Origin of the sequence: Streptomyces sp. NPDC006643 (assembly GCF_042870175.1) — a bacterium.
Classification (GTDB): Bacteria; Actinomycetota; Actinomycetes; order Streptomycetales; family Streptomycetaceae; genus Streptomyces.
Genome location: NZ_JBIAHA010000004.1, coordinates 309,728 through 332,503, shown reverse-complemented (window position 1 = coordinate 332,503; position 22,776 = coordinate 309,728). Strand labels below are relative to the sequence as shown.

The 22,776-nt window shown below is 70.0% G+C and carries 21 protein-coding genes; 17 read left to right on the top strand and 4 right to left on the bottom strand.

Features of this window, described 5'->3' with window-relative positions; all coding sequences use genetic code 11:
- Positions 1-15: 15 nt before the first annotated feature.
- From ACFYNU_RS08245 to ACFYNU_RS08220, 6 genes are all read left to right on the top strand, one after another.
- Entirely contained in the window at positions 16-1,146 is a 1,131-nt protein-coding gene (locus ACFYNU_RS08245) for a zinc-binding alcohol dehydrogenase family protein (RefSeq protein ID WP_356596886.1), read from the top strand.
- The gene (locus tag ACFYNU_RS08240) at positions 1,143-2,747 is read left to right on the top strand and encodes a bifunctional 3-(3-hydroxy-phenyl)propionate/3-hydroxycinnamic acid hydroxylase (RefSeq protein ID WP_356596884.1); all 1,605 of its coding nucleotides are present in this window, start codon (positions 1,143-1,145) and stop codon (positions 2,745-2,747) included. The genes ACFYNU_RS08245 and ACFYNU_RS08240 overlap by 4 nt, the downstream gene beginning before the upstream one ends.
- 67 nt (positions 2,748-2,814) lie before the next feature.
- Positions 2,815-4,053, top strand: a complete 1,239-nt coding sequence (locus tag ACFYNU_RS08235) for an MFS transporter (RefSeq protein ID WP_356596882.1) — start codon at positions 2,815-2,817, stop codon at positions 4,051-4,053.
- Between the two features lie 88 nt (positions 4,054-4,141).
- On the top strand, positions 4,142-5,281 hold the full coding sequence (locus ACFYNU_RS08230) for a DUF3500 domain-containing protein (RefSeq protein WP_356596880.1): 1,140 nt from the start codon (positions 4,142-4,144) through the stop codon (positions 5,279-5,281).
- A 90-nt stretch (positions 5,282-5,371) separates the two neighbouring features.
- A complete protein-coding gene (locus tag ACFYNU_RS08225; RefSeq protein ID WP_356596878.1) occupies positions 5,372-6,256 on the top strand; it encodes a fumarylacetoacetate hydrolase family protein in 885 nt (294 codons plus the stop codon).
- Positions 6,257-6,677: 421 nt separating this feature from the next.
- Positions 6,678-7,442, top strand: coding sequence for a GntR family transcriptional regulator (locus tag ACFYNU_RS08220; protein WP_356596876.1), 765 nt, complete (start codon positions 6,678-6,680; stop codon positions 7,440-7,442).
- Between the two features lie 82 nt (positions 7,443-7,524).
- Here the strand turns inward: ACFYNU_RS08220 and ACFYNU_RS08215 are convergent, their stop codons facing one another.
- Positions 7,525-9,267: a CocE/NonD family hydrolase gene (locus ACFYNU_RS08215; RefSeq protein WP_356596874.1), complete on the bottom strand. Its 1,743-nt coding sequence runs from the start codon at positions 9,265-9,267 to the stop codon at positions 7,525-7,527.
- 119 nt (positions 9,268-9,386) lie between these two features.
- On the opposite strand from ACFYNU_RS08215, the gene ACFYNU_RS08210 reads away from it, so the two are divergent.
- The 8 genes from ACFYNU_RS08210 to ACFYNU_RS08175 all read left to right on the top strand — a co-directional run bounded on the left by ACFYNU_RS08210 (position 9,387) and on the right by ACFYNU_RS08175 (position 16,689).
- Positions 9,387-10,028, top strand: coding sequence for a TetR family transcriptional regulator (locus ACFYNU_RS08210; protein ID WP_356596872.1), 642 nt, complete (start codon positions 9,387-9,389; stop codon positions 10,026-10,028).
- A gap of 195 nt (positions 10,029-10,223) precedes the next feature.
- Entirely contained in the window at positions 10,224-10,805 is a 582-nt protein-coding gene (locus tag ACFYNU_RS08205) for an aminopeptidase P family N-terminal domain-containing protein (protein WP_356596870.1), read from the top strand.
- 64 nt (positions 10,806-10,869) lie between these two features.
- The gene (locus tag ACFYNU_RS08200; protein WP_356596868.1) at positions 10,870-12,003 is read left to right on the top strand and encodes a GDSL-type esterase/lipase family protein; all 1,134 of its coding nucleotides are present in this window, start codon (positions 10,870-10,872) and stop codon (positions 12,001-12,003) included.
- A gap of 52 nt (positions 12,004-12,055) precedes the next feature.
- On the top strand, positions 12,056-12,370 hold the full coding sequence (locus tag ACFYNU_RS08195) for an antibiotic biosynthesis monooxygenase (RefSeq protein ID WP_356596866.1): 315 nt from the start codon (positions 12,056-12,058) through the stop codon (positions 12,368-12,370).
- Between the two features lie 177 nt (positions 12,371-12,547).
- Complete coding sequence (locus ACFYNU_RS08190; RefSeq protein WP_356596864.1) at positions 12,548-13,345, top strand: SAM-dependent methyltransferase; 798 nt, start codon at positions 12,548-12,550, stop codon at positions 13,343-13,345.
- Positions 13,346-13,479: 134 nt separating this feature from the next.
- The gene (locus ACFYNU_RS08185) at positions 13,480-13,938 is read left to right on the top strand and encodes a MarR family transcriptional regulator (protein ID WP_356596862.1); all 459 of its coding nucleotides are present in this window, start codon (positions 13,480-13,482) and stop codon (positions 13,936-13,938) included.
- Positions 13,939-14,032: 94 nt separating this feature from the next.
- A complete protein-coding gene (locus tag ACFYNU_RS08180) occupies positions 14,033-14,788 on the top strand; it encodes an SDR family oxidoreductase (protein ID WP_356596860.1) in 756 nt (251 codons plus the stop codon).
- Between the two features lie 152 nt (positions 14,789-14,940).
- Positions 14,941-16,689, top strand: coding sequence for a cation:proton antiporter (locus ACFYNU_RS08175; RefSeq protein WP_356596858.1), 1,749 nt, complete (start codon positions 14,941-14,943; stop codon positions 16,687-16,689).
- 235 nt (positions 16,690-16,924) lie between these two features.
- Here the strand turns inward: ACFYNU_RS08175 and ACFYNU_RS08170 are convergent, their stop codons facing one another.
- Positions 16,925-17,527 (bottom strand): XRE family transcriptional regulator, encoded by a 603-nt coding sequence (locus ACFYNU_RS08170; protein ID WP_356596856.1) that lies wholly within the window; start codon positions 17,525-17,527, stop codon positions 16,925-16,927.
- A 91-nt stretch (positions 17,528-17,618) separates the two neighbouring features.
- Between ACFYNU_RS08170 and ACFYNU_RS08165 the strand changes: the two genes are divergently transcribed.
- The 3 genes from ACFYNU_RS08165 (at position 17,619) to ACFYNU_RS08155 (ending at position 20,854) form a co-directional block, all read left to right on the top strand.
- Positions 17,619-18,656, top strand: a complete 1,038-nt coding sequence (locus ACFYNU_RS08165; RefSeq protein WP_356596855.1) for an NAD(P)/FAD-dependent oxidoreductase — start codon at positions 17,619-17,621, stop codon at positions 18,654-18,656.
- A 135-nt stretch (positions 18,657-18,791) separates the two neighbouring features.
- Positions 18,792-20,210, top strand: coding sequence for an MFS transporter (locus ACFYNU_RS08160; protein WP_356596853.1), 1,419 nt, complete (start codon positions 18,792-18,794; stop codon positions 20,208-20,210).
- A gap of 47 nt (positions 20,211-20,257) precedes the next feature.
- Entirely contained in the window at positions 20,258-20,854 is a 597-nt protein-coding gene (locus tag ACFYNU_RS08155) for a class I SAM-dependent methyltransferase (protein WP_356596906.1), read from the top strand.
- Here the strand turns inward: ACFYNU_RS08155 and ACFYNU_RS08150 are convergent.
- Both ACFYNU_RS08150 and ACFYNU_RS08145 read right to left on the bottom strand, forming a co-directional pair.
- Positions 20,742-21,098, bottom strand: a complete 357-nt coding sequence (locus ACFYNU_RS08150) for a WhiB family transcriptional regulator (RefSeq protein ID WP_356596851.1) — start codon at positions 21,096-21,098, stop codon at positions 20,742-20,744. The two genes, ACFYNU_RS08155 and ACFYNU_RS08150, sit on opposite strands and share 113 nt — an antisense overlap.
- A gap of 134 nt (positions 21,099-21,232) precedes the next feature.
- A complete protein-coding gene (locus tag ACFYNU_RS08145) occupies positions 21,233-22,540 on the bottom strand; it encodes a hypothetical protein (RefSeq protein WP_356596849.1) in 1,308 nt (435 codons plus the stop codon).
- Between the last annotated feature and the right edge of the window lie 236 nt (positions 22,541-22,776).

The following is a 22,776-nucleotide window of genomic DNA, read 5'->3' as shown; positions in this document are numbered from 1 at the left end:
GTGAAGGAGGTGACCATGCACGCCCAGGACGACGTTCCCCAGCACCACCCGACCCGGCCCGGCCCCGAGCTCCACCGGCCGTCCGATGCGACCCACGAGGTCCTGGCCGCGATCGTCGACGCCCCCGGCGCCGAACCGCGGCTGGGCCCGCTCGCACTGCCGCCGCGCACACCCGGGAACACTCTCTTGGCCGTGGTCGCGGCGCCGCTCAACCCCCTCGACCTCGTCATTGCGTCGGGGACGTTTCACTCGGCCCGTCATGAGGCCCCGTACGTCCCTGGCAGCGAGTGTGTGGGAGTGGTGCTCGACTCCGACCACCACGCGACCGGCTCCTTGGTCTACGCCCAGTGTCACGCCTCGCCGGCCGCCCCCGGCAGCTTCGCCGCCCAGGTCCTCGTCGCCGACCAGGATCTGCTGCCGCTGCCCGAGGGCGTCGATCCGGTGTCGGCGGCCGCCGTCGGCAATTCCGGCACGGCGGCGTTCATGCCGCTGGTCGAGGACGCCGCCCTGCGCCCCGGGCAGACCGTCCTGGTGCTGGGGGCGACGGGTGCGGTCGGTCAGCTCGCCGTGCAGGTGGCGCACCGCTGGGGAGCGGGCCGGGTGGTCGGCGTCGCACGCGAACGCCAGGCGCTTCGGCGCCTGCTCGGCCTCGGCGCGGACGCCGTCGTAGACCTGCGCGCCGACGAGGACACCGAAGAGCTGGCGGCGCGGCTGCTGGCCGCCGCGGGCCCGGTGGACGTCGTCCTCGACGCTGTGTACGGGGCGCCGCTGGAAGCGGCCCTGCGGGTGTGCGCACCCCGCGCACGGGTCGTCAACGTGGGGAACCCGGCCGGAGCGACCGCGCGGATACCGGCCGGACTGCTGCGCGGCAAGCAACTCACGCTGTCCGGGTTCGCCGGCCTGCACACTCCGCTGCACGCCAAGCGGGAGGCTCTTGCCTGGTTGTGGGCCGCCCTGTCCCGCGACGAACTGAGGGTGGACGTGCGGACTTTCCCCCTTGAGGACCTTCCGTCGGCCTGGCGCACGCAGGCGACCTCGCCGCACGTCAAGTGCGTGATCCTGCCCGCCGACACCGGTCGCCCCCGGCCCTCCGCCGGCCCGGCGGCGGTCACGGACCACGTAGGAACCCAGGAGCCGGAAGCATGAGCACCCCAGCACCGCCCGCGTCCGTCGATGCCCCCCGGTCCGCGGTCGACTGCACTGTCGTCGGCGGCGGACCCGTCGGCCTGCTCACCGCCGTCTTCCTCGGCCGCTCCGGCCTACGGGTGGCCGTCGTGGAGCGCCGGCCCCGGCCCTATCCGCTGCCGAGGGCCTGCACGATCGACCACGAGGCCCTGCGTATCCTCCAGGCCGCCGGGCTCATGGACGACCACGCCGACCTGTTCGAGCCCTCCCGGGGCGAACGCGGCGGGTATGAGTTCCGCAACGGCGAAGGCGAACTTCTACAGGCCATCGACTGGAACCGGATCGCCGAGTCGGGGTGGGCCAATACCAACGGCTTCTACCAGCCCGACCTGGAGGCCGTCCTGGAGCGGCTGGCCGCCGCCACCCCCGGGGTGAGCGTGCACCGCGGGTGGACCTTCCACTCCCTGGACCAGGACGACGGGGGAGTCACCGCGTACCTGGCCCCCACCGAACGGCCGTCCGAGGCCGTCGAGGTCCGTTCGCGGTGGCTGATCGGCGCGGACGGCGCCCGCAGCGCCGTGCGCGCGCACCTCGCCATCGATGTCGGCGACTCCGGATTCGAGGCCGACTGGCTGGTGGTCGACTACCAGCCTCTGGTCGAGGAGAAGTGGAGCGCCTTCGTCACCCAGTACTGCGATCCGCGGCAGCCCGCCACCGCCGTCAACAGCGGCCCCGGACGACGCCGGTTCGAGTTCATGCGCCGCGAAGACATCACCGCCGAGGAGCTGGGCCGGGAGAGCACGGCGTGGCGGCTCATGGCCCCCTGGGGTGTGACACCGCGGACCGCCCGGCTGGAGAGGCACGCCGTCTACACCTTCCGGGGCCGGTGGGCGCGGAGTTGGCGCGAGGGCAACGTCTTCCTCGCCGGCGACGCGGCCCACCTCATGCCGCCCTTCCTCGGGCAAGGGCTCTGCGCGGGGCTGCGTGACGCTCGGGCGCTCAGCTGGCGCCTCGGCATGGTGCACCGGGCACTGGCCGCGCCGGCCTTGCTCGACACCTACGGTCCCGAACGCGCCGGACACGTCCGGGAGATCATCGACGAGGCCGTGGCTGCCGGCCGTGTCATCTGCGAACTCGACACGGACAAGGCGGCTGCCCGCGACGCCGAGATGCGCAGGCGGGCCGGCGATCCCGAGGCCGCCACCCGCACGCCTCCCCACCCCCGGCTGGGCGCGCCGTCGCTGACGGCCTTCCGCCAGGACGCCGACGGACGGCTTGCCCCGCAGGGGCGGGTACGAACAGCCGGTCAGGAGGGCCTGTTCGACGACATCGTCGGCGGCGGGTGGCAGCTGATCAGCCGACGCGGAGACCCTACCGACGCGCTGAGCGAGCCGGAGAGGTCCTGGTTCCGGCGGATCGGCGGCGTGGCCGCCGACGTGTCCGGCCGGGGCGCCGTCAAGGACCTCGACGGCGTCTACGAGCGCTGGTTCAGCGAGTACGACTGTGAGGCGTTTCTCGCCCGGCCGGACTTCTACGTCTTCACGGCCGGTCGGCACACCGACATTCCCCGCTTCGTCTCCCGCCTGCACCAGGCGCTGCGGCCGGGCCCCGACAACCGGTGACAGGCCCGCCGGCCGAAGCGCGGCACCGCCCATATCCCCATCCGACCTTCCGAAGAGGAGAGCCCGCGTGACCACGGACAGGTTTGACCTGCTCCCCGACACGGTCGAGGACGCCCCCGCCCCAGCGGCGGCGGGCTGGCGTACGGCGGTGGCGTCCGCGCTGGGGCTCACCGTCGGCCCCAGCGTGCTCACGGTCATGGCGTTCGGGGCGTTCATCACACCTCTGGACCGGGAGTTCGGCTGGGGAGTCCCCGCCATCGGCATGGCGGCCTCCCTCCTGAGCATCACCATCGTGATCATCTCGCCCGTGCAGGGGTACCTGGTCGACCGGTACGGTGGCCGCCGCCTGATCCTGTGCAGTTCCCCCGTCTTCGGACTCTCGTTGATGGCGATGTACTTCCTGCCCGACAGACTGTCGGTGTTCTATCTGGCCTGGGCGCTCGTCCCGCTGTGCGGCCTCGGTCTGTGGCCGGTGTCGTACCTCCGGCTCACGGCGGGCTGGTTCGAGCACCGGCTCGGATTCGCACTGGGGGTCGCCAACTCCGGCATCGGTGTCGGCACGGTCGTCGTCCCCGTCCTCACCGCCGGTCTGATCGGGGCGTTCGGCTGGCGGGTGGCGTTCGTCGGGCTGGGGGCGATCGCGCTCATCGCTTTCCCGGTCGCCTACTTCCTCCTCGCCGAGCCGACCCCGCGCAAGACGGGTGTCACGACCGACGGCGACTTGCTGACCGTCGCGGCGGCCAGACGGCCGTTCTGGCTGATCCTGGCCGCGTTCCTGCTGCTCGGGATGGTCGGTTCCTCGGTGACGGTCTACCAGATCCCGCTGTTGCTCGACGCCGGCGTTCCGGAGAACGTCGCCAATCTGGTGCCTGTCGCCCTGGGAGTGGCGCTCATCGTGGCCAGGATCGCCACCGGCTGGCTGCTCGACCATTTCGCGGCATCCCTGGTCATGGGCGTCAACCTGGCCGGTGGCATCGTCGCCCTCCTGCTGTTCGCGGCGGGACCGAGTGTGCTGACCGGCATCCTCGCTGCAGCGCTGGCCGGGATGCTGATCGGCGCCGAATTCGATGTCCTCAGCTACCTCGTCCCGCGGCACTTCGGACGGCTGTCCTACGGCAAGGTCTACGGCATCACGTTCTCCGTGTTCCAGATCGGCGGGGCAATCGCCGCATCCGCGGTGGGCGTCGTCCGCGACACCTACGGCTCCTACACCCCGGCGATGCTCACCTTGGCCGTCCTGTGCCTGGTCTGCGCCACTCTGTTCCTGTCCCTCGGTCCGTACCGCTACGAGACGGCCCACCGCTGAACCACGGCGCCGGGGGTGGGCCGGCGCCCACGGCCAGGGCCTCGGCCGACATCCCGGGGCCGACGAACACAGAAAGGCAGGGAAGACCATGACGGCGACACCGCATCCGCATCCCGGCGGTGAACTCCCGCACGAGCACCGCGCGCTGCCGGGCGGCTCCTTCGACGCGACGGCGGTCACTTTCGCGGCGATGGGGCTGTTCGACGCGCTGAGCGCGGGTCAGCGTGAGCGAGTCCTGCTGCCCCACACGGATCCCGGCCGGACCCACTGGAACTTCCTTCCCGAGTCCGGCAGGCACGGCCTGCCGCTCGGCGAACTCGAACGCCATCAAGAGGTGTTGGCGCACCGGCTGATCGCCGAGTCGATGTCGATCCCGGCCTATGCCCGCGTGGTCCAGGTCATGGCCAACGAGCATGTGCTCCGCGAGCTGAATCTGCCCGTGTTCGGCCATGTGGCGGCCTCCCTGCGCGATGCCCGGGGCTACTTCCTCTCCTTCTTCGGACAGCCGCAGCCGGACGCCACCTGGGGCTGGCGGCTGATCGGTCACCATCTGTCTCTCAACATCACCGTTGTCGAGGGCGACCTGGTCAGCGCCACACCGTTTCTGCTCGGCGCAGAGCCCGCCCGCTTCGGGCCCTTCCGGATCCTTGGTGAGGAGGAGGACACCGCCTTCGCCCTGCTGGACAGCCTCACCGCCGCCCAGCGGAGAGTGGCGGTCATCCACACCAGGCCACCGGCGGACTTTGTCACGCGCACGGTCGCGACCGTCGGTGATGTCGAGTATCCCGCCTACCACGGAGTCGGTCGCCGCGACGCGATGATCACCGACGAGGACCGCAGGGCCCTGGCCTACTTCCGTGCTCACCCGCGCGGCATCCGCGCCGACGACCTCTCCGAGGCACAACGCCGCCACTTCGACGACCTGCTCGCCCGGTTCGTGGAGCGGGCGAGGCCGGGTCTGGTCGGCTACGAGATGGACCGCATCGAGGCCGCCGGCGGCGTGAAGGACCTGCACTTCGCCTGGGCGGGCGGCACGAGCATCGACCAGCCGCACTACTTCCGTATCCAGGGCCCGGCCACCCTCGTCGAGTTCGACAACGCGGAGGACGACGCCAACCACGTGCACAGCGTGTGGCGCGACCCGTCCAACGACTTCGCCTCGGACCTGCTGATGCAACACCACCTCACGCACAGCCACACTCCGCCCGGTGCGGACAACACCGGCTGAAAACAAGGCCGTTGTGGGCGGATCCCCGCAGTTCGGTGATCAGGACACGCTTCGGGGCCCGGGCCCCGAAACCCAGGAAGGGAAAAGCAAGTGAGAATAGTGGGCATCAGGCGACCGGACGCCGGTTCTGACGTGGAGGTCGCCGTCCTGGCCGAACAGGGTGACCACGTCACCGTCATCGAGTCGCTCGCCACCTTCTGGGCCGACCCGACAGGCTGGCTTTCCCGACCCCCGTGCGGACCGACGCTCGCCGTCGCCGCGGTCGAGCAGGTCCCCCCGGTTCTCCCCGACGCGCGCGTGCTGTGCATCGGGCTCAACTACCAGCAGCACGTGGCCGAGGGCAGTTACCGTGACCAAGAACTGCCGGCCCACCCCACGCTGTTCGCGCGGTGGCCGCGGTCACTGACCGTGGACGGGGCGGAGGTCCCCGTCCCTTCCAACGAGGAGGGACTGGACTGGGAGGGCGAGGTTGTCGCCTGGGTGGGCTCCCAGCTCGTCGACGCTTCCCCGGAGGAGGCCCTGGCCGCTGTGATCGGCTACTCCGCCTTCAACGACCTGACCTCGCGCAGGGCGCAGAAGCTCACCTCCCAGTGGACCCTTGGCAAGAACGGGGACCGCTCAGGCCCTCTGGGCCCCCTGGTGCCGGCCGCGGAGGTCGGCGACCTGAGCCGGGGCCTACGGCTGCGCACCCGCGTCAACGGCGAGACCGTCCAGGACGCACGCACCGACCAGATGATCTACTCGGTAGGCCAGACGCTGTCCCTGATCTCCCACACCATGACCCTGCGCCCCGGCGACCTCCTCGCGACCGGCACTCCGGCCGGCGTCGGCTACGGCAGAAAACCTCCGCGGCTGCTCCAGCCGGGAGACACCGTCGAGGTCGAGGTGGAAAGGCTGGGCGCCGTCCGCAACTCCGTTGTGAGTAACGACCAGCGATTCGCCGGCATGGCGGCCACGTACCAGGAGCGGGTGTAACGGCGGAGGATCGAGCGGTCGCCCTTGCCGAGAACCAGGTGTTCAACGCTGCGGGCGACCGATCGGCGGCACGACGGCGGGGAAACCGGGTACGTGGCTTCCCCGTCGTCGTGCCGCGTCGTGACCGGCATGCCACCAGGACCGCGGAGCTGCGGAGGAGGAGCCCTCCCACCGCCTCAAGCGGGCCGGAAGATCTGCCGCGGCCCATGATCGAGTCCATCCGACCCCGCAGAGTGTCAACATTTCATGTCGGCTCCTGCTGCGCACGGCTGCTGAGCGCAGGTGGTGGCGGGCTTCGGGCCGGGAGTGCTGCCCGTGCAGAGTTCGACCGCCCCGCAAAGTGTCGGCAGACTGGCCAGAGGTGTCGGCTACGGTGTTACGTGCAGCTCGTCCGGGCTGTGCGTACGGAGGCACCGCCAGGATGCTGGTGGGGAAACGCGCGGAAGGCCGGTGTGCGACGACAGTGGAGTCAGCCGAGGTGGTGGAGAAAGTCGCCCATCCCGATGAAATGAGCAGGGCTCATCACGCCTTGCGAGGCGCGATCATGCGAGGGGAACTGCGCGCCGGCGACGTGCTCTCGCAGGTTGAGCTGGCGCGGCAGCTCGGGGTGAGCCGCGGCCCGCTGCGCGAAGCGCTCCGCATTCTCCAGCGTGAGGGCTTCATCCGGCAGGAGTCCCAGCACCGGGCACGGGTGGCTGAATTCAGCGACGAGGATCTCGACGAGCTGTACGCCATGCGCATCAGCCTGGAAGCGCTGGCGATCGAGATTGCCGTACCGCGAATGACCGAGGACCACCTGCTCCGCATCGGCCGGCTGCTCAAGGAGATGGACGACACGGCACGTACGGGGGACTTCGAGAAGTGGCGGTGCCCGCACGAGCAGTTTCACCGTGCTCTGGTCCACCCCTCCGGTCCGCGGATGGAACGGGAGATGGCCCTGCTGTCGGACCACGCCACGCGTTACCGCCTCGCCTTCGTCTCGTGGAAGCCGCTGGAGTGGCAGGCGGACACGAGCGAGCAGCACCACACGATTGCCGAGGCCGTGCAGGCGGGTGACGCGGGCGGCGCGGCCAAACTGCTGGCGGCCCACCTCGGCCGTACAGCCCTCGTGGTGCTCTCGATGTCCTCACCCACCTACGAACCCGTCCGCGTCCGCAGAGCACTGGCATCGGCGGCCGTCCGATAGGGCATACGGTCTGCCGTCATTCATCAGGGGTGAGCCCCTTCCGCCGGCCGGGCCGGTAGTCGCCGGGTGCGGACGGCGCGCCCTACGCCGGCTTGACGGGAAGCTGCAGGTACGAGGCGTGCTCGCCGCCGGTGTGGATGATGTGCCGTCCGCGGTTGGCGGGGGTGTACTCCCGGATTCCGGGCATCATCGTGCCCAGGAGAGACCGGCCACTGATGACGAGGCGGAGCTGTTCGCCCTGGTGGAAGGCGAGCCCGACCGGGAGCAGGTCGATCTCGACGTCGACGACCTCGCCGGGGGAGAGCTTCTCGGCCCGGTCGAAGCTGTGAGCGGGGACATCCTGGGTCGACAGCTCCTCGTCCAGGTGGCGCATCGAGACGCGCAGCCGTCCGTCCGTGCCTTTGTAGCGCAGGATCGAGGCGCCGCGTTCGGTGACGTCGTGAACCAGGGCGCCCTGGTTGGGCACGGTGAACTGCTGGAGAGGCGTGCCGTGGGCGTCGAGTTTCTGCACCAGCAGGAAGAGGTCCATGTCGTCCGCACCGTCGGCCTCCACCCACAGATGTGCCTTCGGATATCCGACCAGCACGGTCTCCTGGTCGAAGCGTGTCACGAACGACACCGTGTCGGGATTGGACCTCACGACGTAGCCGGCCGTCGCCTCGACGGGTGGCACTGCCGTGGTCAGGGTCCGCGAACGGCCGTCGAGGTAGTACTTCGTCGAGGTGACCTCCGCCGGCGGGAACCGGTCGGCGGGGATGTCCACCTGATCGCCGCCTTGAAGGTCGAGAAGGGAGTAGCGCACCCGTGGGGTCCGCTCCCATCCGTTGTCCTCCTCCTTGAGGAAGCGGTCGAAGAACCGGCGCAGGTCCTCCCGGTTCGTCTCGTCGTAGTAGTCGGGCCACTCCTGGCTGTTGTGGATGCGCAGCCACTTCTGCTCGGAGGCCATCCGTCGCCAGGCGCGGAAGGTGCCCGCGGTGTGCAGTGTGTTGGAGTAGCTGGCCACGACGTAGGCAGGCACGGTGATCTTGTCGAACTGCGGGATCTTGTTCTCCCACAGGTCGTTCACCAGCGGGTACCGCTCGGCCTCGGTAAGGATGTCCTCCTTCTGGCCATTGCCCCAGTAGGAGTTGTCCTGGAGCTGCCGGGCGAAGCCGGTGTCAGGCATGCCGCCGCGCAGCACCAGGTCACGGTAGACGTCGCTCACGCCTTCCCACGGGTTGATCGCCGCCAGGTGGGGAGGCTGCTCGGCCGCGGTGAACCACTGAGCGACCGCGAGATAGGACGTCCCGCTCATCGCGACCTTGCCCGTGCACCAGTTCTGGACACCCAGCCACTCGACGAGGTCGTAGCAGTCGCGTCCCTCCTGCCGGTCCCACAGGACGCTGTCGCCCTCGGAGTGGCCCACGCCCCGGATGTCCGGATTGCAGATGGCGTAGCCGTGTGCGCACCAGTACGCGGGGTCGGGCCCCTCGAACTTCTCGAGCCCGGACACGATCCCGTTGTCCAGCCCGACCATGCCGAAGATGCCGATCACGCTGGCGGAGGTTCCCTGGCCCTTGCCGTACGGGCTCCAGGCCACGATGACGGGAACCGTCGTCGCGTCCGCGGGGCGGAAGATGTCCACGTGGATCGTGGTCCCGTCGCGCAGAGTGACCGGAACGTCCTTGTCGAGCACGATGTCGACCGGCAGCGGCTTGAACGGCGCGGCGATCCGGGAGCCCGCCTTCAGCGTTCGTGTACCCGGCTCGAAGGTGCTCAGGATGCCGTATCTGTCGCCCGGCTCCAGAGGGTGAGAGGGCATGAACACTTTCTGGTCGTCACTCATGGTGAGCTCCTCACATCTCGCCGTCCACCGGACGGTCTCGGCGGACAACGCGAGCGTACGTCTGAGATCGCCAGAAATCAACAGGCGTTGAGATCGTTGGGAGGGGGTAACTTCGGAGCATGACCGCGCACAAGAATCCCGCCGTCCCCGCGCGCCGCGGACGTCGGCCAGGGACCAACACGACCCGGCAGGCGATACTCACCGCGGCACGCGCCCGGTTCGCAGCCGACGGCTTCACCGCGACGACGATTCGAAGGGTCGCGGCCGACGCCGGCGTCGACGCGTCGCTGGTGATGCAGTTCTTCCGGTCGAAGGAAGAGCTGTTCGCCGCCGTCATGTCCGTTCCTGCGGATGCCCTGGAGCGATTCAGCGCGGCATTCGCGGGGGCGGACCACGGGCTCGGTGAACGTGTCGTCCGAGCCTTCCTCGATGTGTGGGAAGAGGACGCGCGAAGCTCCGAGCCGCTCATGGCGATGCTCCGGGGCGCCATCACCAACGATCGGGCGAACGAGCAACTGCGCGAGTTTCTCCAGCAACGGCTGCTTGCCGACGCTGTCACCTCGCGAGCCGTCGACAACGCGCCGCTCCGGGCGGGCATCGTGTCCTCGATGCTCGTCGGGCTGGTCGTGGGACGCGGCGTCGTCGGTGTCCCGACGCTCACCGAGGCGGAACGCGAGACCTTGATCGCCCTTGTCGGGCCCGCCGTGCAGAGCGTGCTGGCCCCGCCGTCACCAGCCACTGACGACGAGAGGGCCGGCTGAGCGCCGATCGGCGGTCGCGTCTGTGTGAAAGAGGCCGCCGCGTCTGCGTGAAGGGGGTGCCGTACCGCGTGTCCGCCTGATCTGCTGAAGGCCCGCCGCGCGATCGAAACCGCGCCGGCGTCCCTCGGCACAGGACCGGAGGCATGGCGGATACGGTCAGCCCACGGGTATCCCGGCCCTCAGTGCGAGCAGCGGTTGTCCGTCACCCGTGGCGTCATGGAGCGGCACGGTCTGGACGTCCTGCTGGTCACCGCGCCGGAGGACATCCACTACTTGTGCGGTCTGGATCACCAGGGCCACTTCGCCGTGACCGGACTGGTGGTGCCGCTGGGCGGCGAGCCCGTTCTGGTCGAACGGGCGATGGAGGCGGCCGACGCCTCCCGTACGGCGATGAGCGTCCTGCGTACGGCGCTGCGGCCCGGCAGCACCGCCGAACAGGTCTTCGGCGCCTGGCACTCCGCGATCGAGTCGGCCCTGGGCGGACCGTACGAGCGACACCACTGCGGTTATCTCGTCGGGATCCGCTTCCCGCCCGGCTGGATGGGCGGCAGCCGCGCCATCACGCTTCTCCGGCCGACCTCAGGACTGAGCGAGGAACACACACGCGCCCTGTGCCGGGATCTTGAACGGCTCTCAAGATCGCGGGCAATCCGCACTTTCGCAGCAGCTTGGGGGCGCTGCCGGTGTTCATCGACCAAGACGATCCCTGCGCCGCCCCTTCGACTGGACGGCACCGACAAGCGTCCCGACTTGATAGTTAGAAATCTATATGTTTGACTTCTAACTATTGGGGATCGGGGATTCTCCACCGAGCCCGGCGGATCGCAGGAAAGGAGGCATCGTGAGTCAGTGGCAGACAGGCTGGATGCAAGCGGTCGCGGACTTTCGCGACCTCGGCAGGGCCGGCACGGATGAGACGCTGCGCGTGCGTGTGGTGTCGGCGGTCGCCGGTGGACGCGCACGGGTGAAACTGAGCAATCGCTTCGGTGATGGGCCCCTGTGCGTGGGAACGCTTTCCGTCTCGGTAGGAGGCCAGGTGGTATCCGCCCGGTTCGCGGGGCGGACAGATGTCACGGTGTCGGCTGGGCAGGAGCGCTGGACCGACCCGCTCGAGGTGACGGTCGAGCGAGGCGGCGAGGTGACGGTTGATCTGTACCTCCCGACACCGACGGTGCACGCGACGGGCAACTACTCGCGGATGCCCGTGGAGGTCTCGGAGCCGGGCGACCACGCCGGCTCGCCCGACTTCCCTGTGGTCGAGGTTCCCACCGTAGGGGCCCCTGACGGCAGCCGTCTTCCCCTGCCGGTGCCCTTTGTCTGCGGCTTGGAGGTGTTCGGGCCCGAGGTCGCGGTGACGGCCGTGTGCCTGGGTGACTCGATCACCGCCGGCGGATGGCCCGAGGGCGCCCAGGAGTTGCTCGTGCCGCGGCTCGATGTGGTCATGCTGAACGCGGGCATCGCCGGGAATCGGCTGCGGGCCGATCCGGGCTCGCCCATCGCCTCGTTCGGCCTGTCCGGGGTGTCGCGCTTCGAGCACGATGTCCTCGCCGTCACAGGGGTGAGCGACGTCGTCATCGCGCTGGGGACCAACGACCTGGGGCTTCCCGGCGCCGACGCGCCCCTCGCGGACCTACCCTCGGCTCGGCAGCTGATCGACGCGTACCAGGGTCTGTCCGACCGGGCCGCGGAGGCGGGACTCGGCGTGGCGATCGCGACGATCACACCGTTCGTCGGGGCGGAAGGCTACGACGACAGCCGGGAGGGGACCCGGCGTGTCGTGAACGACTGGATCCGTGCGGCGGCGCCACATCGCGTCGACTTCGACGCGGCACTCCGGGACGCGCAAAACCCCCAGCGGCTCGATGAGGCGTACGACTCGGGTGACCATCTGCACCCCAACGGCGCCGGTACCGATCGCCTGGCGCACACCATGGCGGCACATCTGGCTCGCCGTCACGGCTTGGCCGTCGGCTGAGCCACGGGCAGTTGCCCGAACCATCCGAAACACCAGAGATCAGGAGATCGACATGCACGCGAAGCAGCCGGGATTGGTCATGCGCCTCAAGGCCCGGCCTGGAAAGCGGGACGAACTGTTCACGCTGTGCCACGAGATGCACTTCAACGGCGACCCGGACGGTCCCGTCGACTGGGCGCTCAGCCGCTCGGACGAAGACCCGGACATCATGTGGGCCTTCGAGTTCTACCGGGACGACGAGTCGATGAACCGCCATTACACCAACCCCGAACTGGACGCGGGGCACCAGCGGGTCATGGACCTTCTCGCCGAGGGCGTCGAGGAGTGGGGCGTGCGGGTGCCCGTCCACATCGTCACCTCCAGCTGAGGGCGCCGGCGTTGACTGCGGTGACCGAAGGTGCGTCACCTCGCCGGTGGCCAGGGTCGAGGGCCCGGACCACCGGCGGGCCCGGCGTCGCCCACGACAGGGTCACCGAGATCCACGGATCGGGAACGTAACGAGAAAGGCCATCAGGGCATGCAGCAGGAAAACCCCACTCTGACCATGATCCGCGAGTTCGTAGCACTCGGCCGAGCGGAATTCGGCCGCCCGCGCTCGCCGTCGGGCGACGACCACGGCCAGCGGAAGTTGACAGAAGGCATGACGGCAGCAGGCCCGGACGGCGAACCCGTCAAGATGAGCGAGCCGCTGCTTCAGCTCCTGGCGCCCCGCGCGCCCTACTTCGACCAACTCGTCGAGGGCGCCCTGGAATCCGGTGTCAGGCAGATCGTCAACGTCGGCGCCGGCTACGACGACCGGGCGCTGCGCTTCCGCTCGCCCGACGTGCACTTCTACGAGATCGATCTTCCTCACGTCATCGCCGACAAGAAGCGCCGGCTGGACGCATGCGGCCTCGACACCCGCAGGATCACGCTCATCGAAGCCGATCTGGCGACAGACGATGCGGCTGACCTGCTGGTCGCGGCCGGGCATGACCGCCGCGAGCGCTCCCTGTTCCTGCTGGAGCACATCGTGCTGTTCCTGGAGAACAGTGCCGTCGACCGTCTTGCCGAGTCACTGGCCCGCCGAGCGGCCCCCGGCAGCACGCTGGCCCTGACCGCCGAAGCCCATCCGCAGGGCCTCGACTCGGCGCAGGTGCTCGCGACAACGGATCAGGTCATGTTCGGCGGGACCAGCCCCCTGCGCACCATCCTGAGCCGCGACGCCTGGCTCGCCCTGCTGAGGAACGCCGGCTGGACCGTTCTTGACCCCGGCCACGTCACCGCCGTCGACCACTTCCAGGTCCCCCTGGACGGCAGCACGGCGCAGATCCAGACCCAGTTCCTCACCGCTACGGCATAAAGACGGCCCGAGAAGCGGTACCCACCGGAGGGCAACCGGTGGGTACCGCTGAGCGCGCTTGACCAGCCCCCGGTCACCACGCGCCCAGGTTACCGATTTTGACTGTTAGGTGCCTAACTGTTAGGATGGGTACTATGGATGAAGCGCAGGGTGTATCGAACCGCGCGTTGCACAGCACCTTCGAGATGATGCGCTGGATCGTGTGGGTGCAGCGCAAGGGGGGTGAGGAATGGTTCCGGGAGCGCGACCTCAGTTCCGAGCAAGCCTTCGTACTCGGCTACCTGATCCAGAACCCCGGCTCGATCCAGCGTGACGTCGCACGAGTGAGCCGCACGAGCGCCGCCAGTGTCTCGTCCCTGTTGAAGGGCATGGAAAGACGCGGCCTGATCGAACGTCGCATGGAAGAGGGTGACGACCGCAGCAAGCGAGTCTTCGTGACGTCGCACGCCAGAGATCTCATCGACGGCCTCGAACCGGTCATGACCGAGGTGGAGCAAGGCATTCTCGCGCCACTGGACGATGCTGAGCGCGCGTCTTTGCACACGCTGCTCACCAAGGTCACCGCGGAACTCGGTGAACCCACGCTCCCGTGACCTGCGCCCGCTCTCGTTGACCGCCGCACATTCCGCCGGCTTCCAGCCGCACGAGCCGGCCTTGACTCGCACCCGGAGACGTCAGGACCTCGTGATGAACGAGCAGCGCAAACTCGACAACAAGGTCACAGTCATCACCATCGGCAGCAGCGGCATCGGACTCGCCGCGGCCCGCCTCTTTCACCAGCACGGTGCCCAACTGGTCCTGGCAGCGCAGGACGAGGCCACGCTCGACGCCGCAGCCGAGCTGCTCGGCGGCCCTGTGCATCTGGTGGCCTGCGACCTGTCCACGTCCACCGGCGTCGATCGCTTGATCGACGCGGTGGAGGACCGCTTCGGGTTCATCGATGTCCTGCTGGTCGATGCGGGAACCGCCCGCGCGCCCGATCCGTACGATGTGGACGACGCCGCCTTCGACCAGTACATCAACGGGCACCTCAGAAGCGCCTTCTTCACCGTGACCATGTCCAGGGACATGCTCAACGACAACGCATCCGTCATCCTGACCGCAGCCGCCCACCGGCACGGTGGCCACGGAGCCCCGCTGCACGTGCTGACCAGAGCGGCGCTGACAGGTCTCGCCCGCAGCCTCGCCGCCGACACTCAGCTGCTGGCCCGCGGCATCCGTGTGAACTCACTCAGCCCCGGCTCTCTGCGCACCCCATCGAACATGTACGACGATCCCGCGGCCCGGCAAGCCATGGATGCCCACATCACCGCCACCGTGCCCATGCGCCGCCTGGGCACGACCGAAGAAGCCGCTCGCGCCGCCCTGTATCTCGCCGGCCCCGATTCGGCCTACACCACCGGCTCCGACCTTCCCGTCGATGGCGGCCTTGCCCGGCTCTGAGGCACAGTGTTCCGCCCCGTGCACCCGACGGGTGCACGCCGCACGACCGGACGAACCGGCCTCCTCTCGCCACATGCTTCCTCCAGCACGCGCGGAACAGACGTTCACAATGCCCCCATGCGCAACACTGCGCGCGGGGCCGGGAGACTGTCATGGAATTGACCCTGATCGCCATCGTCGGCGTGGTCGGCATGGTGGCGGTTGCCGCGTTCTCGCAGCGCCTGGGACTCGCCGCCCCGCTGAGCCTGGTCGTGATGGGTATCGCCCTGAGTTTCGTGCCGGGCGTGCCGGCTGTGGAGATCGATCCGGAGTGGGTGCTGGCCGGGGTCCTGCCCCCGCTGCTGTACTCCTCGGCGGTCAACATGCCGGCCCAGGATTTCCGGCGCGACATCAAGGCCATCACCGGGCTCGCGGTGCTGCTCGTCGTGGTATCCACGCTGGGAGCGGGCTGGCTCGTCCACCTGCTGTTGCCGGACATCGGCTGGCCGACCGCGTTCGCGCTGGGCGCGATCGTCAGCCCCACGGACGCGGTGGCCGCCACATCGGTGGGCCGCAAGCTCGGCCTGCCCAGGCGCCTGCTGACGTTGCTGGAGGGCGAGGGCCTCGTCAACGACGCATCCGCGCTCGTCCTGCTGCGCTCGGCCGTTGCCGCGACGGCCGGGGCCGTGTCGCTGTGGGGTGTGGCCGGAAAGTTCGCCTTCTCGGTGCTGGTCGCGGTCGTGGTCGGTGTCGTCGTCGGCTTGGTGAACGTGCGGGTGCGGGCGCTGCTCGACGACACTGTGCTGAACACGGCGATCTCCTTCGTGGTGCCGTTCGTCGCGTACGTGCCGGCCGAGGAACTCGGCGCGTCGGGCGTGCTGGCGGTCGTCGTAACCGGAGTGGTGACCGGGCATCTGAGCCCGAAGCTGTTGAAGGCCCGGGACCGGATCGGCGAGGCCATGAACTGGCGCACCCTCGCCTTCCTGCTGGAGAGTGCGATCTTCCTTCTGATGGGGCTGGGCGTGAAGACGCTGGTCGACGAGGTGCACGGGCACGAGGACGGGCTCGGCGCGGGGCGAGTCCTCCTCTACGGCCTCGCGCTGAGCGGACTGGTCATTGTCGCCCGCATGGTCTTCGTGGCACCCCTGGTGGCGATGCTGCGCCGGGACGAGCGCCGGGCAGCCGCGGCCAAGCCTCTGCTGGAGCGCATGCAGGAACGACTGGCCCTGTTCGATCTCGGCGACCGCTTCACTCCGAGCAGGAAGGCTCGGATCGAGCGGCGGGTCTCCCGCACGAGCGCCGACATCGAATTCCGGCTCAACGAGACGCTCGGCTGGCAGGGCGGGGTAGTGCTGGCCTGGTCGGGCATGCGCGGCGCGATCACCGTGGCCGCGGCCCAGACACTGCCCGACGACACCCCGCACCGGCCGCAGTTGATCCTGATCGCGTTCGTCGTGGCCGTGACGACGCTGCTTCTGCAGGGCCTCTCGCTGCCTGCCGTGATACGCACCGTACGCATTCCCGGCGACGACCCGAAGAGGCTGCGTACGGAGTACGGGCAGCTGATCACCGAGATGTCGCAGGCGGCGACACTGTCCTTGGACGACATGGCCAACACCGGAACGGCTGCGCCCGAAGTCATCGACCAGGTACGCGCGGACAGTCTTATCCGGCCGCGGAAGCGCCCTCGTCCTCAGGAAACCGAGCCGGACCACGCCACTCTGGTGGCGGCCCGCACCGACTACCTCCGACTGCGCCTTGCGGTCATCGCCGCAGAACGCGACGCCTTGCTCGCCGCCCGCACCCGGGGGACGTACAGTTCGCGCACACTCACAGACGCCCAGGACGCTCTCGACCTCGAAGAAGCACGCCTGGAGCAGTTGAGCGACCGGTTCGCCGACGCGCAACAACGAGATGCGTGATCGCTGCGTCATGACCGTGCGAACCGCCGCTGCCGCTGTGGCATGCGGCCCGTGGGCGGTACGTCGCCCCGCGGCGGAGGCCGTGACGACCGGGCTATGTCTCGGCCGACGGCGTGGGTACTTTTCGGCTCTTGATGCGGCTTAGGTGTGTTGGTCACGATCGTTGTTGACACGAGCACGCGAGATGTTGGCGAAGAGGGGGTCCTGCGCTCCGTTGTTCGTTCTGGTGGGCCTCTCAGCTGGGACGGGTTTCGTCGGGGCGGTAGCTGGCTTTGATGTGGACGCGTTCGCCTTGTGGACCGAGGATGCTGAGGAACTCCACGGGATGTTCGTCGGCGTTGCCGAACCAGTGCGGGAGGTGGGTGTCGAATTCGGCGACCTCCCCGTCGGTGAGGATGAAGTCCTTGTCGCCGAGGACGACGCGTAGATGTCCGCGTAGGACGTAGAGCCAGTGGTAGCCCTCGTGGGAGCGGGGGTCGGGTTCGCGGCCGTCGGTCAGGCCGGCGGGGAGGATGTGTTTGTACGCCTGCAGCCCGCCGGGAGTGCGCGAGAGCGGGACGACGGTCATGCCGTTGCGGGTGAAGGGCTGGGGGTAGACCCGGGGGTCCAGGTCGGTGGGGGCGCCGATCAGTTCCTCGACCGGCATCCGGTAGGCGCGGGCGAGCGGCAGCAGGAGTTCCAGGCCGGGTTTGCGCTGCCCGGATTCGAGCCGGGACAGGATGCTGATGGGGATGCCGGTGGTCTCCGACAGGGCAGTCAGGGTGGCGCCGCGGCGGCGGCGCAGCTCGCGCAGCCGGGGGCCGACGGCGGCCAGTACCGCCTCGAAGTCGTCGTTCACGTCTCTCACCCTGCACGTGGTTTTCACTTTCCGCAAAGAGCTTTGCCCGATTGGTGAGGCGGGTGCACCGTGACGGTCGGAGGTGGTCGCGATGACCCCAAACACGCAGCTCAACGGCAGCATCCGGTACGACGGCGTGGTGGTCGGCGCAGGCCCGGCCGGGCTGAGCGCGGCGCTCATGCTCGGGCGGGCCCGAAGGTCGGTCCTGGTGATCGACGAGGGCCGTCCCCGCAACGCGCCCGCCCAGCACGTGTACGGCTTCCTGTCCCGCGACGGCATGGCCCCCGGTGACCTGCTGCAGGCGGGGCGGCGCGAGGTGGAGAGCTACGGCAACACCGTGCGGACGGGCCGGGTGACGAGCGTGCGGCGCGAGGGCGCCGAGTTCTCGGTCGACATCGACATCGACGGCGGCCTTGCGGTGCGGGCACGCAGGGTGCTGGCCACGGCGGGCGTCGTGGACGGGCTGCCCGACGTGCCGGGACTGGCCTCGCGGTGGGGGCGCGATGTGGTGCACTGCCCGTACTGCCACGGCTGGGAGATCCGCGACCAGCCGATCGGGGTCCTGGCGACCAGCCCGCTGGGGGTGCGGCAGGCGCTGCTGTTCAGGCAGTGGACCGACCGGCTGACCCTGCTGCTGCACACCGCGCCCCGCCCCGATGCGCAGGAGGCGGAGCAGCTGGCCGCGCGCGGCATCACCGTGATCGAGGGCGAGGTGGCCGGCCTTGAGGCCGTCGACGACCAGCTGAGCGGGGTCCGTCTGCACTCGGGCGAGCTGGTGCCGTTGCGGGCGGTGGCCGTCGCTCCGCAGCCGGCGCCGCGCGCTGACTACCTGGCCGGGCTCGAACTGGAGCCCGTGGCGCACCCGAGCGGGCTCGGCGCGCACATCGCCGCCGATGCCACTGGGCGAACTGCGGTGTCCGGCGTATGGGTCGCGGGCAATCTCGCCGACCCGCACGCCAACGTCCTGGGTTCGGCGGCCTCCGGCTCCCTGGCCGCCGGAGCCATCAACGCCGACCTCATCGCCGAGGACACCCGCCGTGCCGTCCAGGCCCATCGCGACCCCTTCTCGCCCGCCTCCGAGGCTCGCGTCTGCGAACAGGTCCTGGGCGACCGGCGCCACGGCCTGTGATCCGCGAGCCATCCCCGTACAACAGCCAACTTCCCGGGTAGGACTGACATGAGCGACCCTTCCGTCTCCGCCGACCCCGCGCCCCGGACCCGCCCAGCGCTTTCAGGCCCGTCGAGACCCTGGTGGATCCTCACCGTGCTGAGCCTGACTCAGCTGCTCCTGGTGCTCGACTCCACCGTCATGAACGTCGCCCTGCCCACCGTCCAGGCCGACCTGGGCTTCAGCAGCACAGACCGGCAATGGGTGGTCACCGCCTACGCCCTCGTCTTCGGCGGCACCCTGCTGGCCGGAGGCCGACTGAGCGACATGCTCGGCCGCAAGCGCACGCTCCTGCTCGCCACGGCCGGCTTCACCCTCGCCTCCGTCCTGGGCGGCCTCGCGGACGGCTTCGGTACGCTCGTGGTCGCACGCGCCCTTCAGGGACTCTTCGGCGCCCTACTGGCCCCGGCGACGCTCTCGTTGATGGCCACTACATTCACCGAAGCGAAGGTGCGCGGCAAGGCGTTCGGAGTCTTCGGCGCCGTCTCCAGCAGCGGCAGCGCCATCGGACTGCTGCTCGGCGGAGCTCTCACCGAATACCTCAACTGGCGCTGGTGCCTGCTGGTCAACGTAGCCGTCGGCCTCGTGGTGCTCGCGACCGCCGTCGCCGTGGTGCCCGCCCAGGAGGCGGTCTCGCCTCGCCCCCGCATGGACCTGCCCGGCATGATCACATCGCTGCTCGGCGTCCTGGCCCTGGTCTACGGCTGCTCGGCGGCCGAACGCGACGGATGGACCAGCGCGGTGACCCTGGGCAGCCTCGGCACCGGTGTCCTGCTGCTGGGCCTGTTCGTGGTCATCCAGACCCGCGTCTCCCAACCCCTGCTGCCGATGCGAGTCGTCCGCGACCGTAACCGCGCCGGCGCTTACCTGATGGTCGCAATCGCCGGCGTCGGCATGTTCGGTGCCTTCCTCTTCCTCGCCTACCACCTGCAGCAGGTCCTCGGGTTCACCGCGATGATGACCGGGGCGGCGTTCCTGCCCATGGTCATCGCCATGGTGGTGATGGCCATCGCGACCGGCGCCGTCCTGCTGCCCCGCACCGGCCCGCGCCCGCTGGTCGTCGGCGGCTTCCTGCTCACCGCCGCGGGTACCGCCCTGTTCACGCTGCTGGACGTGCACAGCACCTACGCCGCGGGCATCCTTCCCGGCCTGCTCATCACCGGTGCCGGCTTCGGCCTGATCTTCGGGCCGGCCATGAATCTCGCCACCGACCGAGTCGACCCCGCCGACGCCGGAGCCGCCTCCGCCCTGGTCAACGCCGGACAGCAGATCGGAGCCGCCATCGGCACCGCCCTCCTCAACACCATCGCCGTCAGCGCCACCACCCGCTACCTCGCCACCCATCCCCATATCTCCGACGCCGCCACGCACGCCACCGTGCACGGCAACACCGTCGCCTTCTGGGCGACCGTGGCCGTCCTGATCCTGGGCGCACTCACCTGCGGCCTGCTCATCCGGCCCGGACGACACACCGAAACGCCGGGCGCCGAGACCACCGGCACGCCAGTGGTGTGAAGCACCCGACCGTCGACCACGACCCCGCACGGACAGGAACCCACGCCATGGACGCCCAGCACTGGGACGACATGTACCGCAGCAGCGACCAGGTCTCCAGCGGCAACCCCAACCCCGTACTCGTCTCCGAAGTAGCCGAACTGCCCCCGGGACGCGCCCTCGACGTCGGATGCGGTGAAGGCGCCGACGCACTCTGGCTCGCCCGCCGCGGCTGGCAGGTCACCGCGATCGACATCTCCGCCACCGCCCTACAACGCGCCGCCGGCTCAGCCGCCGACGCCCAGGAACGCATCACCTGGACACAGGCAGACCTGAACACGACTCCGCCGCCGGCAGGCGCCTTCGACCTGGTGTCCCTTCAGTACTTCCCGCTGCGCCACCGGGCCGGCCACACAACGCTCCACCACCTGCTCGACGCAGTCGCCCCGGGCGGCACCCTGCTCTTCACCACCCACGACCGCGCCGACCTCACCCCGACCGAAGACTTCGACCCCGACGACTACTACCAGCCCGACGACATCACCCCACTGCTCAGCCCCACCTGGAGCGTGCTGGTCGACGAAACCCGCCCGCGCACCAACCCGGCCCCGGCCGGCACCCGCCACACCCACGACAGCATCCTGCGAGCGCTGCGCCTGCCGTGACCCGGCCACGTTCCGCGCACGCGGCCGCAAGCCGCACCGCGCACCGGGCGCACAACGACTTGGCCTCGACGATGGCGCAGACGTCACGCGGGAGCGGGAAGAACAACTCGTCCGCCTCCTCCGGGTCCATGACGTGGCACGCGCCGCGCAGATGCCAGCTGGTGTCGGCGACCCAGCGCAGGCCGGTGGCCGGCAGGGGGTGGGTGGTGAGGTGGCGCAAGGCGGTCTCCGGTTCACGGCTCACTGCCGGCAAGCGGGTGCGGAGGCCGCAGTGACCAAGGCGGCGGCACCGATCGGCGCGCGAGCGGAGCCCGCCCTGAGCGGAGAAGAGCCTCGCGTCGTGGGGCGGCGGTCAACGCGTCCGTCCCCGGGGCCGGTTCAGTTCGGGGGCAGGCTGTTCAGCCGCTCCAGCTTCTTCTGAATGGCGTCCAGGGCGGCGCGTTGACGTCCGGGAACCCGGCGGCGCTGGGCGACGAGCTGCGGGGCCAGGCGGCGGGCGTGGGCGGCGTCGCGGATCCTGTCCCACTGGTGGTGGGCCCGGTCGACGGCGGTCTCGACATCGTGGGTGTCGGGCGCCTGGTGCAGCGTGTCGAGGCGGATCTGGGCCGTATGGAGCCACAACGCACAGGACTGGTCAGGGTCGTTGGCGACCGAGGCGAGGTGGGCGCGGACCTCGACCCAGTGGACGGCGGCGAACGTGTCGGCGCCGAAGCTCTGCACGGCGCGCTGTTCGGCCGCGAGCGCCAGCGCGACGGCCTCCCGGTGGCGGCCGGCCTGGGACAGCGCGGCGATCCGCTCGTGCGGGTCGTCCTCGACCGGCAGCGCGGCGACGTCGGGCACATGGACCGGTGGGATGTCGCGCTGTGCCCGCCGCTGCGGTGGAGGGGGCTGTACGGGCGCGGCCGGAGCGGCGGGTGGCTGACCCTGGGGATCCTGGGGCGAGGAAGGCGCCGGGTCCTGCGGCGCCGGGTGGGGCGCCTGGGCGGGGGGCGTCGGACGCGTGGCCGGGAGCTGCGTGCTCACGGCGGCCGGGGGCAGCTCGGGGCCGAGGATCAGCGCGTCCCCGACGGTGCCCGCGCGTTGGAGCGCCTCGTGGTGCAGGTGATCAGGTGCGGAGCGCCGGCCGGTGCGCAGGATCTGGGCCAGGGCGTGGGTGTACGCGGGGTGGGTGGTCCGCCGCCGGCCGGGCGGCGGGCCGATGACGCCGTACGTACGCGCGCCGTTGGGAAGTTCGAGCGGTTCCCTGCCGAGCAGCTGCCAGACCTCGGCGTCGGCGACCAGGTCCACGTAGAGGGTGGTGGCGTCCGGCCGGCGCTGCTGGAGTTCGTTGACGAGCCAGGCCCACGGGAGAGCGGTGTACCGGAGGGTCGAGGGCGTGGTGCGGGCGAGCGCCAGGTGCACGGCGTGCTGTCGGCGGTCGAGCTGAAGCTGGCCGACGAGCACCACGGTGAGCGGGCCGTCGGCGGCGGCGGCGCCCCGGATCCGGGTGAGGACGGCCTGCGGGTCGAGAGGATCGGCCAGTTCGATGAGCGTGGCGGTCGCGGTGCCCGCGAGCGCGGTCGGCGGCACGGCGGCGAGCACGGGTAACACGCTGCCCGCGTCGATGAGTCTGCCCTTGCCCGCGGGGGCGGCCACCAGTAGCAGCGCGGTCCCCGGCTCGTCCTGCGCCTCCCCGTTGATCTGCACCTATGCACCGTATCCGCTGGCCCGCGGCCGGTCTGCCAACTTCGGCCCGGAAGCGGTCGAAGCCCGGCGCCGCGCGGCGCGATGGCGACGGTGGTGGGGGAGGGCGACAGCTGCGGTCAGCGGTCCCCGGAGGACCAGCGGCTGATACGTCCACCACCGGGGGACGTCGGCCCGGATCAGCGTCAGAGCCGTCGAGCCGATGGCAGTGGGGACGACGGCGACCATGGGCGAACCGC

Bases quoted from the DNA above. Each gene is read 5' to 3' on its own strand.
- ACFYNU_RS08245 (WP_356596886.1), top strand. From the start codon at position 16: ATGCACGCCCAGGACGACGTTCCCCAGCACCACCCGACCCGGCCCGGC.
- ACFYNU_RS08240 (WP_356596884.1), top strand. From the start codon at position 1,143: ATGAGCACCCCAGCACCGCCCGCGTCCGTCGATGCCCCCCGGTCCGCG.
- ACFYNU_RS08230 (WP_356596880.1), top strand. From the start codon at position 4,142: ATGACGGCGACACCGCATCCGCATCCCGGCGGTGAACTCCCGCACGAG.
- ACFYNU_RS08220 (WP_356596876.1), top strand. From the start codon at position 6,678: ATGCTGGTGGGGAAACGCGCGGAAGGCCGGTGTGCGACGACAGTGGAG.
- ACFYNU_RS08215 (WP_356596874.1), bottom strand. From the start codon at position 9,267: ATGAGTGACGACCAGAAAGTGTTCATGCCCTCTCACCCTCTGGAGCCG.
- ACFYNU_RS08210 (WP_356596872.1), top strand. From the start codon at position 9,387: ATGACCGCGCACAAGAATCCCGCCGTCCCCGCGCGCCGCGGACGTCGG.
- ACFYNU_RS08195 (WP_356596866.1), top strand. From the start codon at position 12,056: ATGCACGCGAAGCAGCCGGGATTGGTCATGCGCCTCAAGGCCCGGCCT.
- ACFYNU_RS08190 (WP_356596864.1), top strand. From the start codon at position 12,548: ATGATCCGCGAGTTCGTAGCACTCGGCCGAGCGGAATTCGGCCGCCCG.
- ACFYNU_RS08185 (WP_356596862.1), top strand. From the start codon at position 13,480: ATGGATGAAGCGCAGGGTGTATCGAACCGCGCGTTGCACAGCACCTTC.
- ACFYNU_RS08180 (WP_356596860.1), top strand. From the start codon at position 14,033: ATGAACGAGCAGCGCAAACTCGACAACAAGGTCACAGTCATCACCATC.
- ACFYNU_RS08175 (WP_356596858.1), top strand. From the start codon at position 14,941: ATGGAATTGACCCTGATCGCCATCGTCGGCGTGGTCGGCATGGTGGCG.
- ACFYNU_RS08165 (WP_356596855.1), top strand. From the start codon at position 17,619: ATGACCCCAAACACGCAGCTCAACGGCAGCATCCGGTACGACGGCGTG.
- ACFYNU_RS08155 (WP_356596906.1), top strand. From the start codon at position 20,258: ATGGACGCCCAGCACTGGGACGACATGTACCGCAGCAGCGACCAGGTC.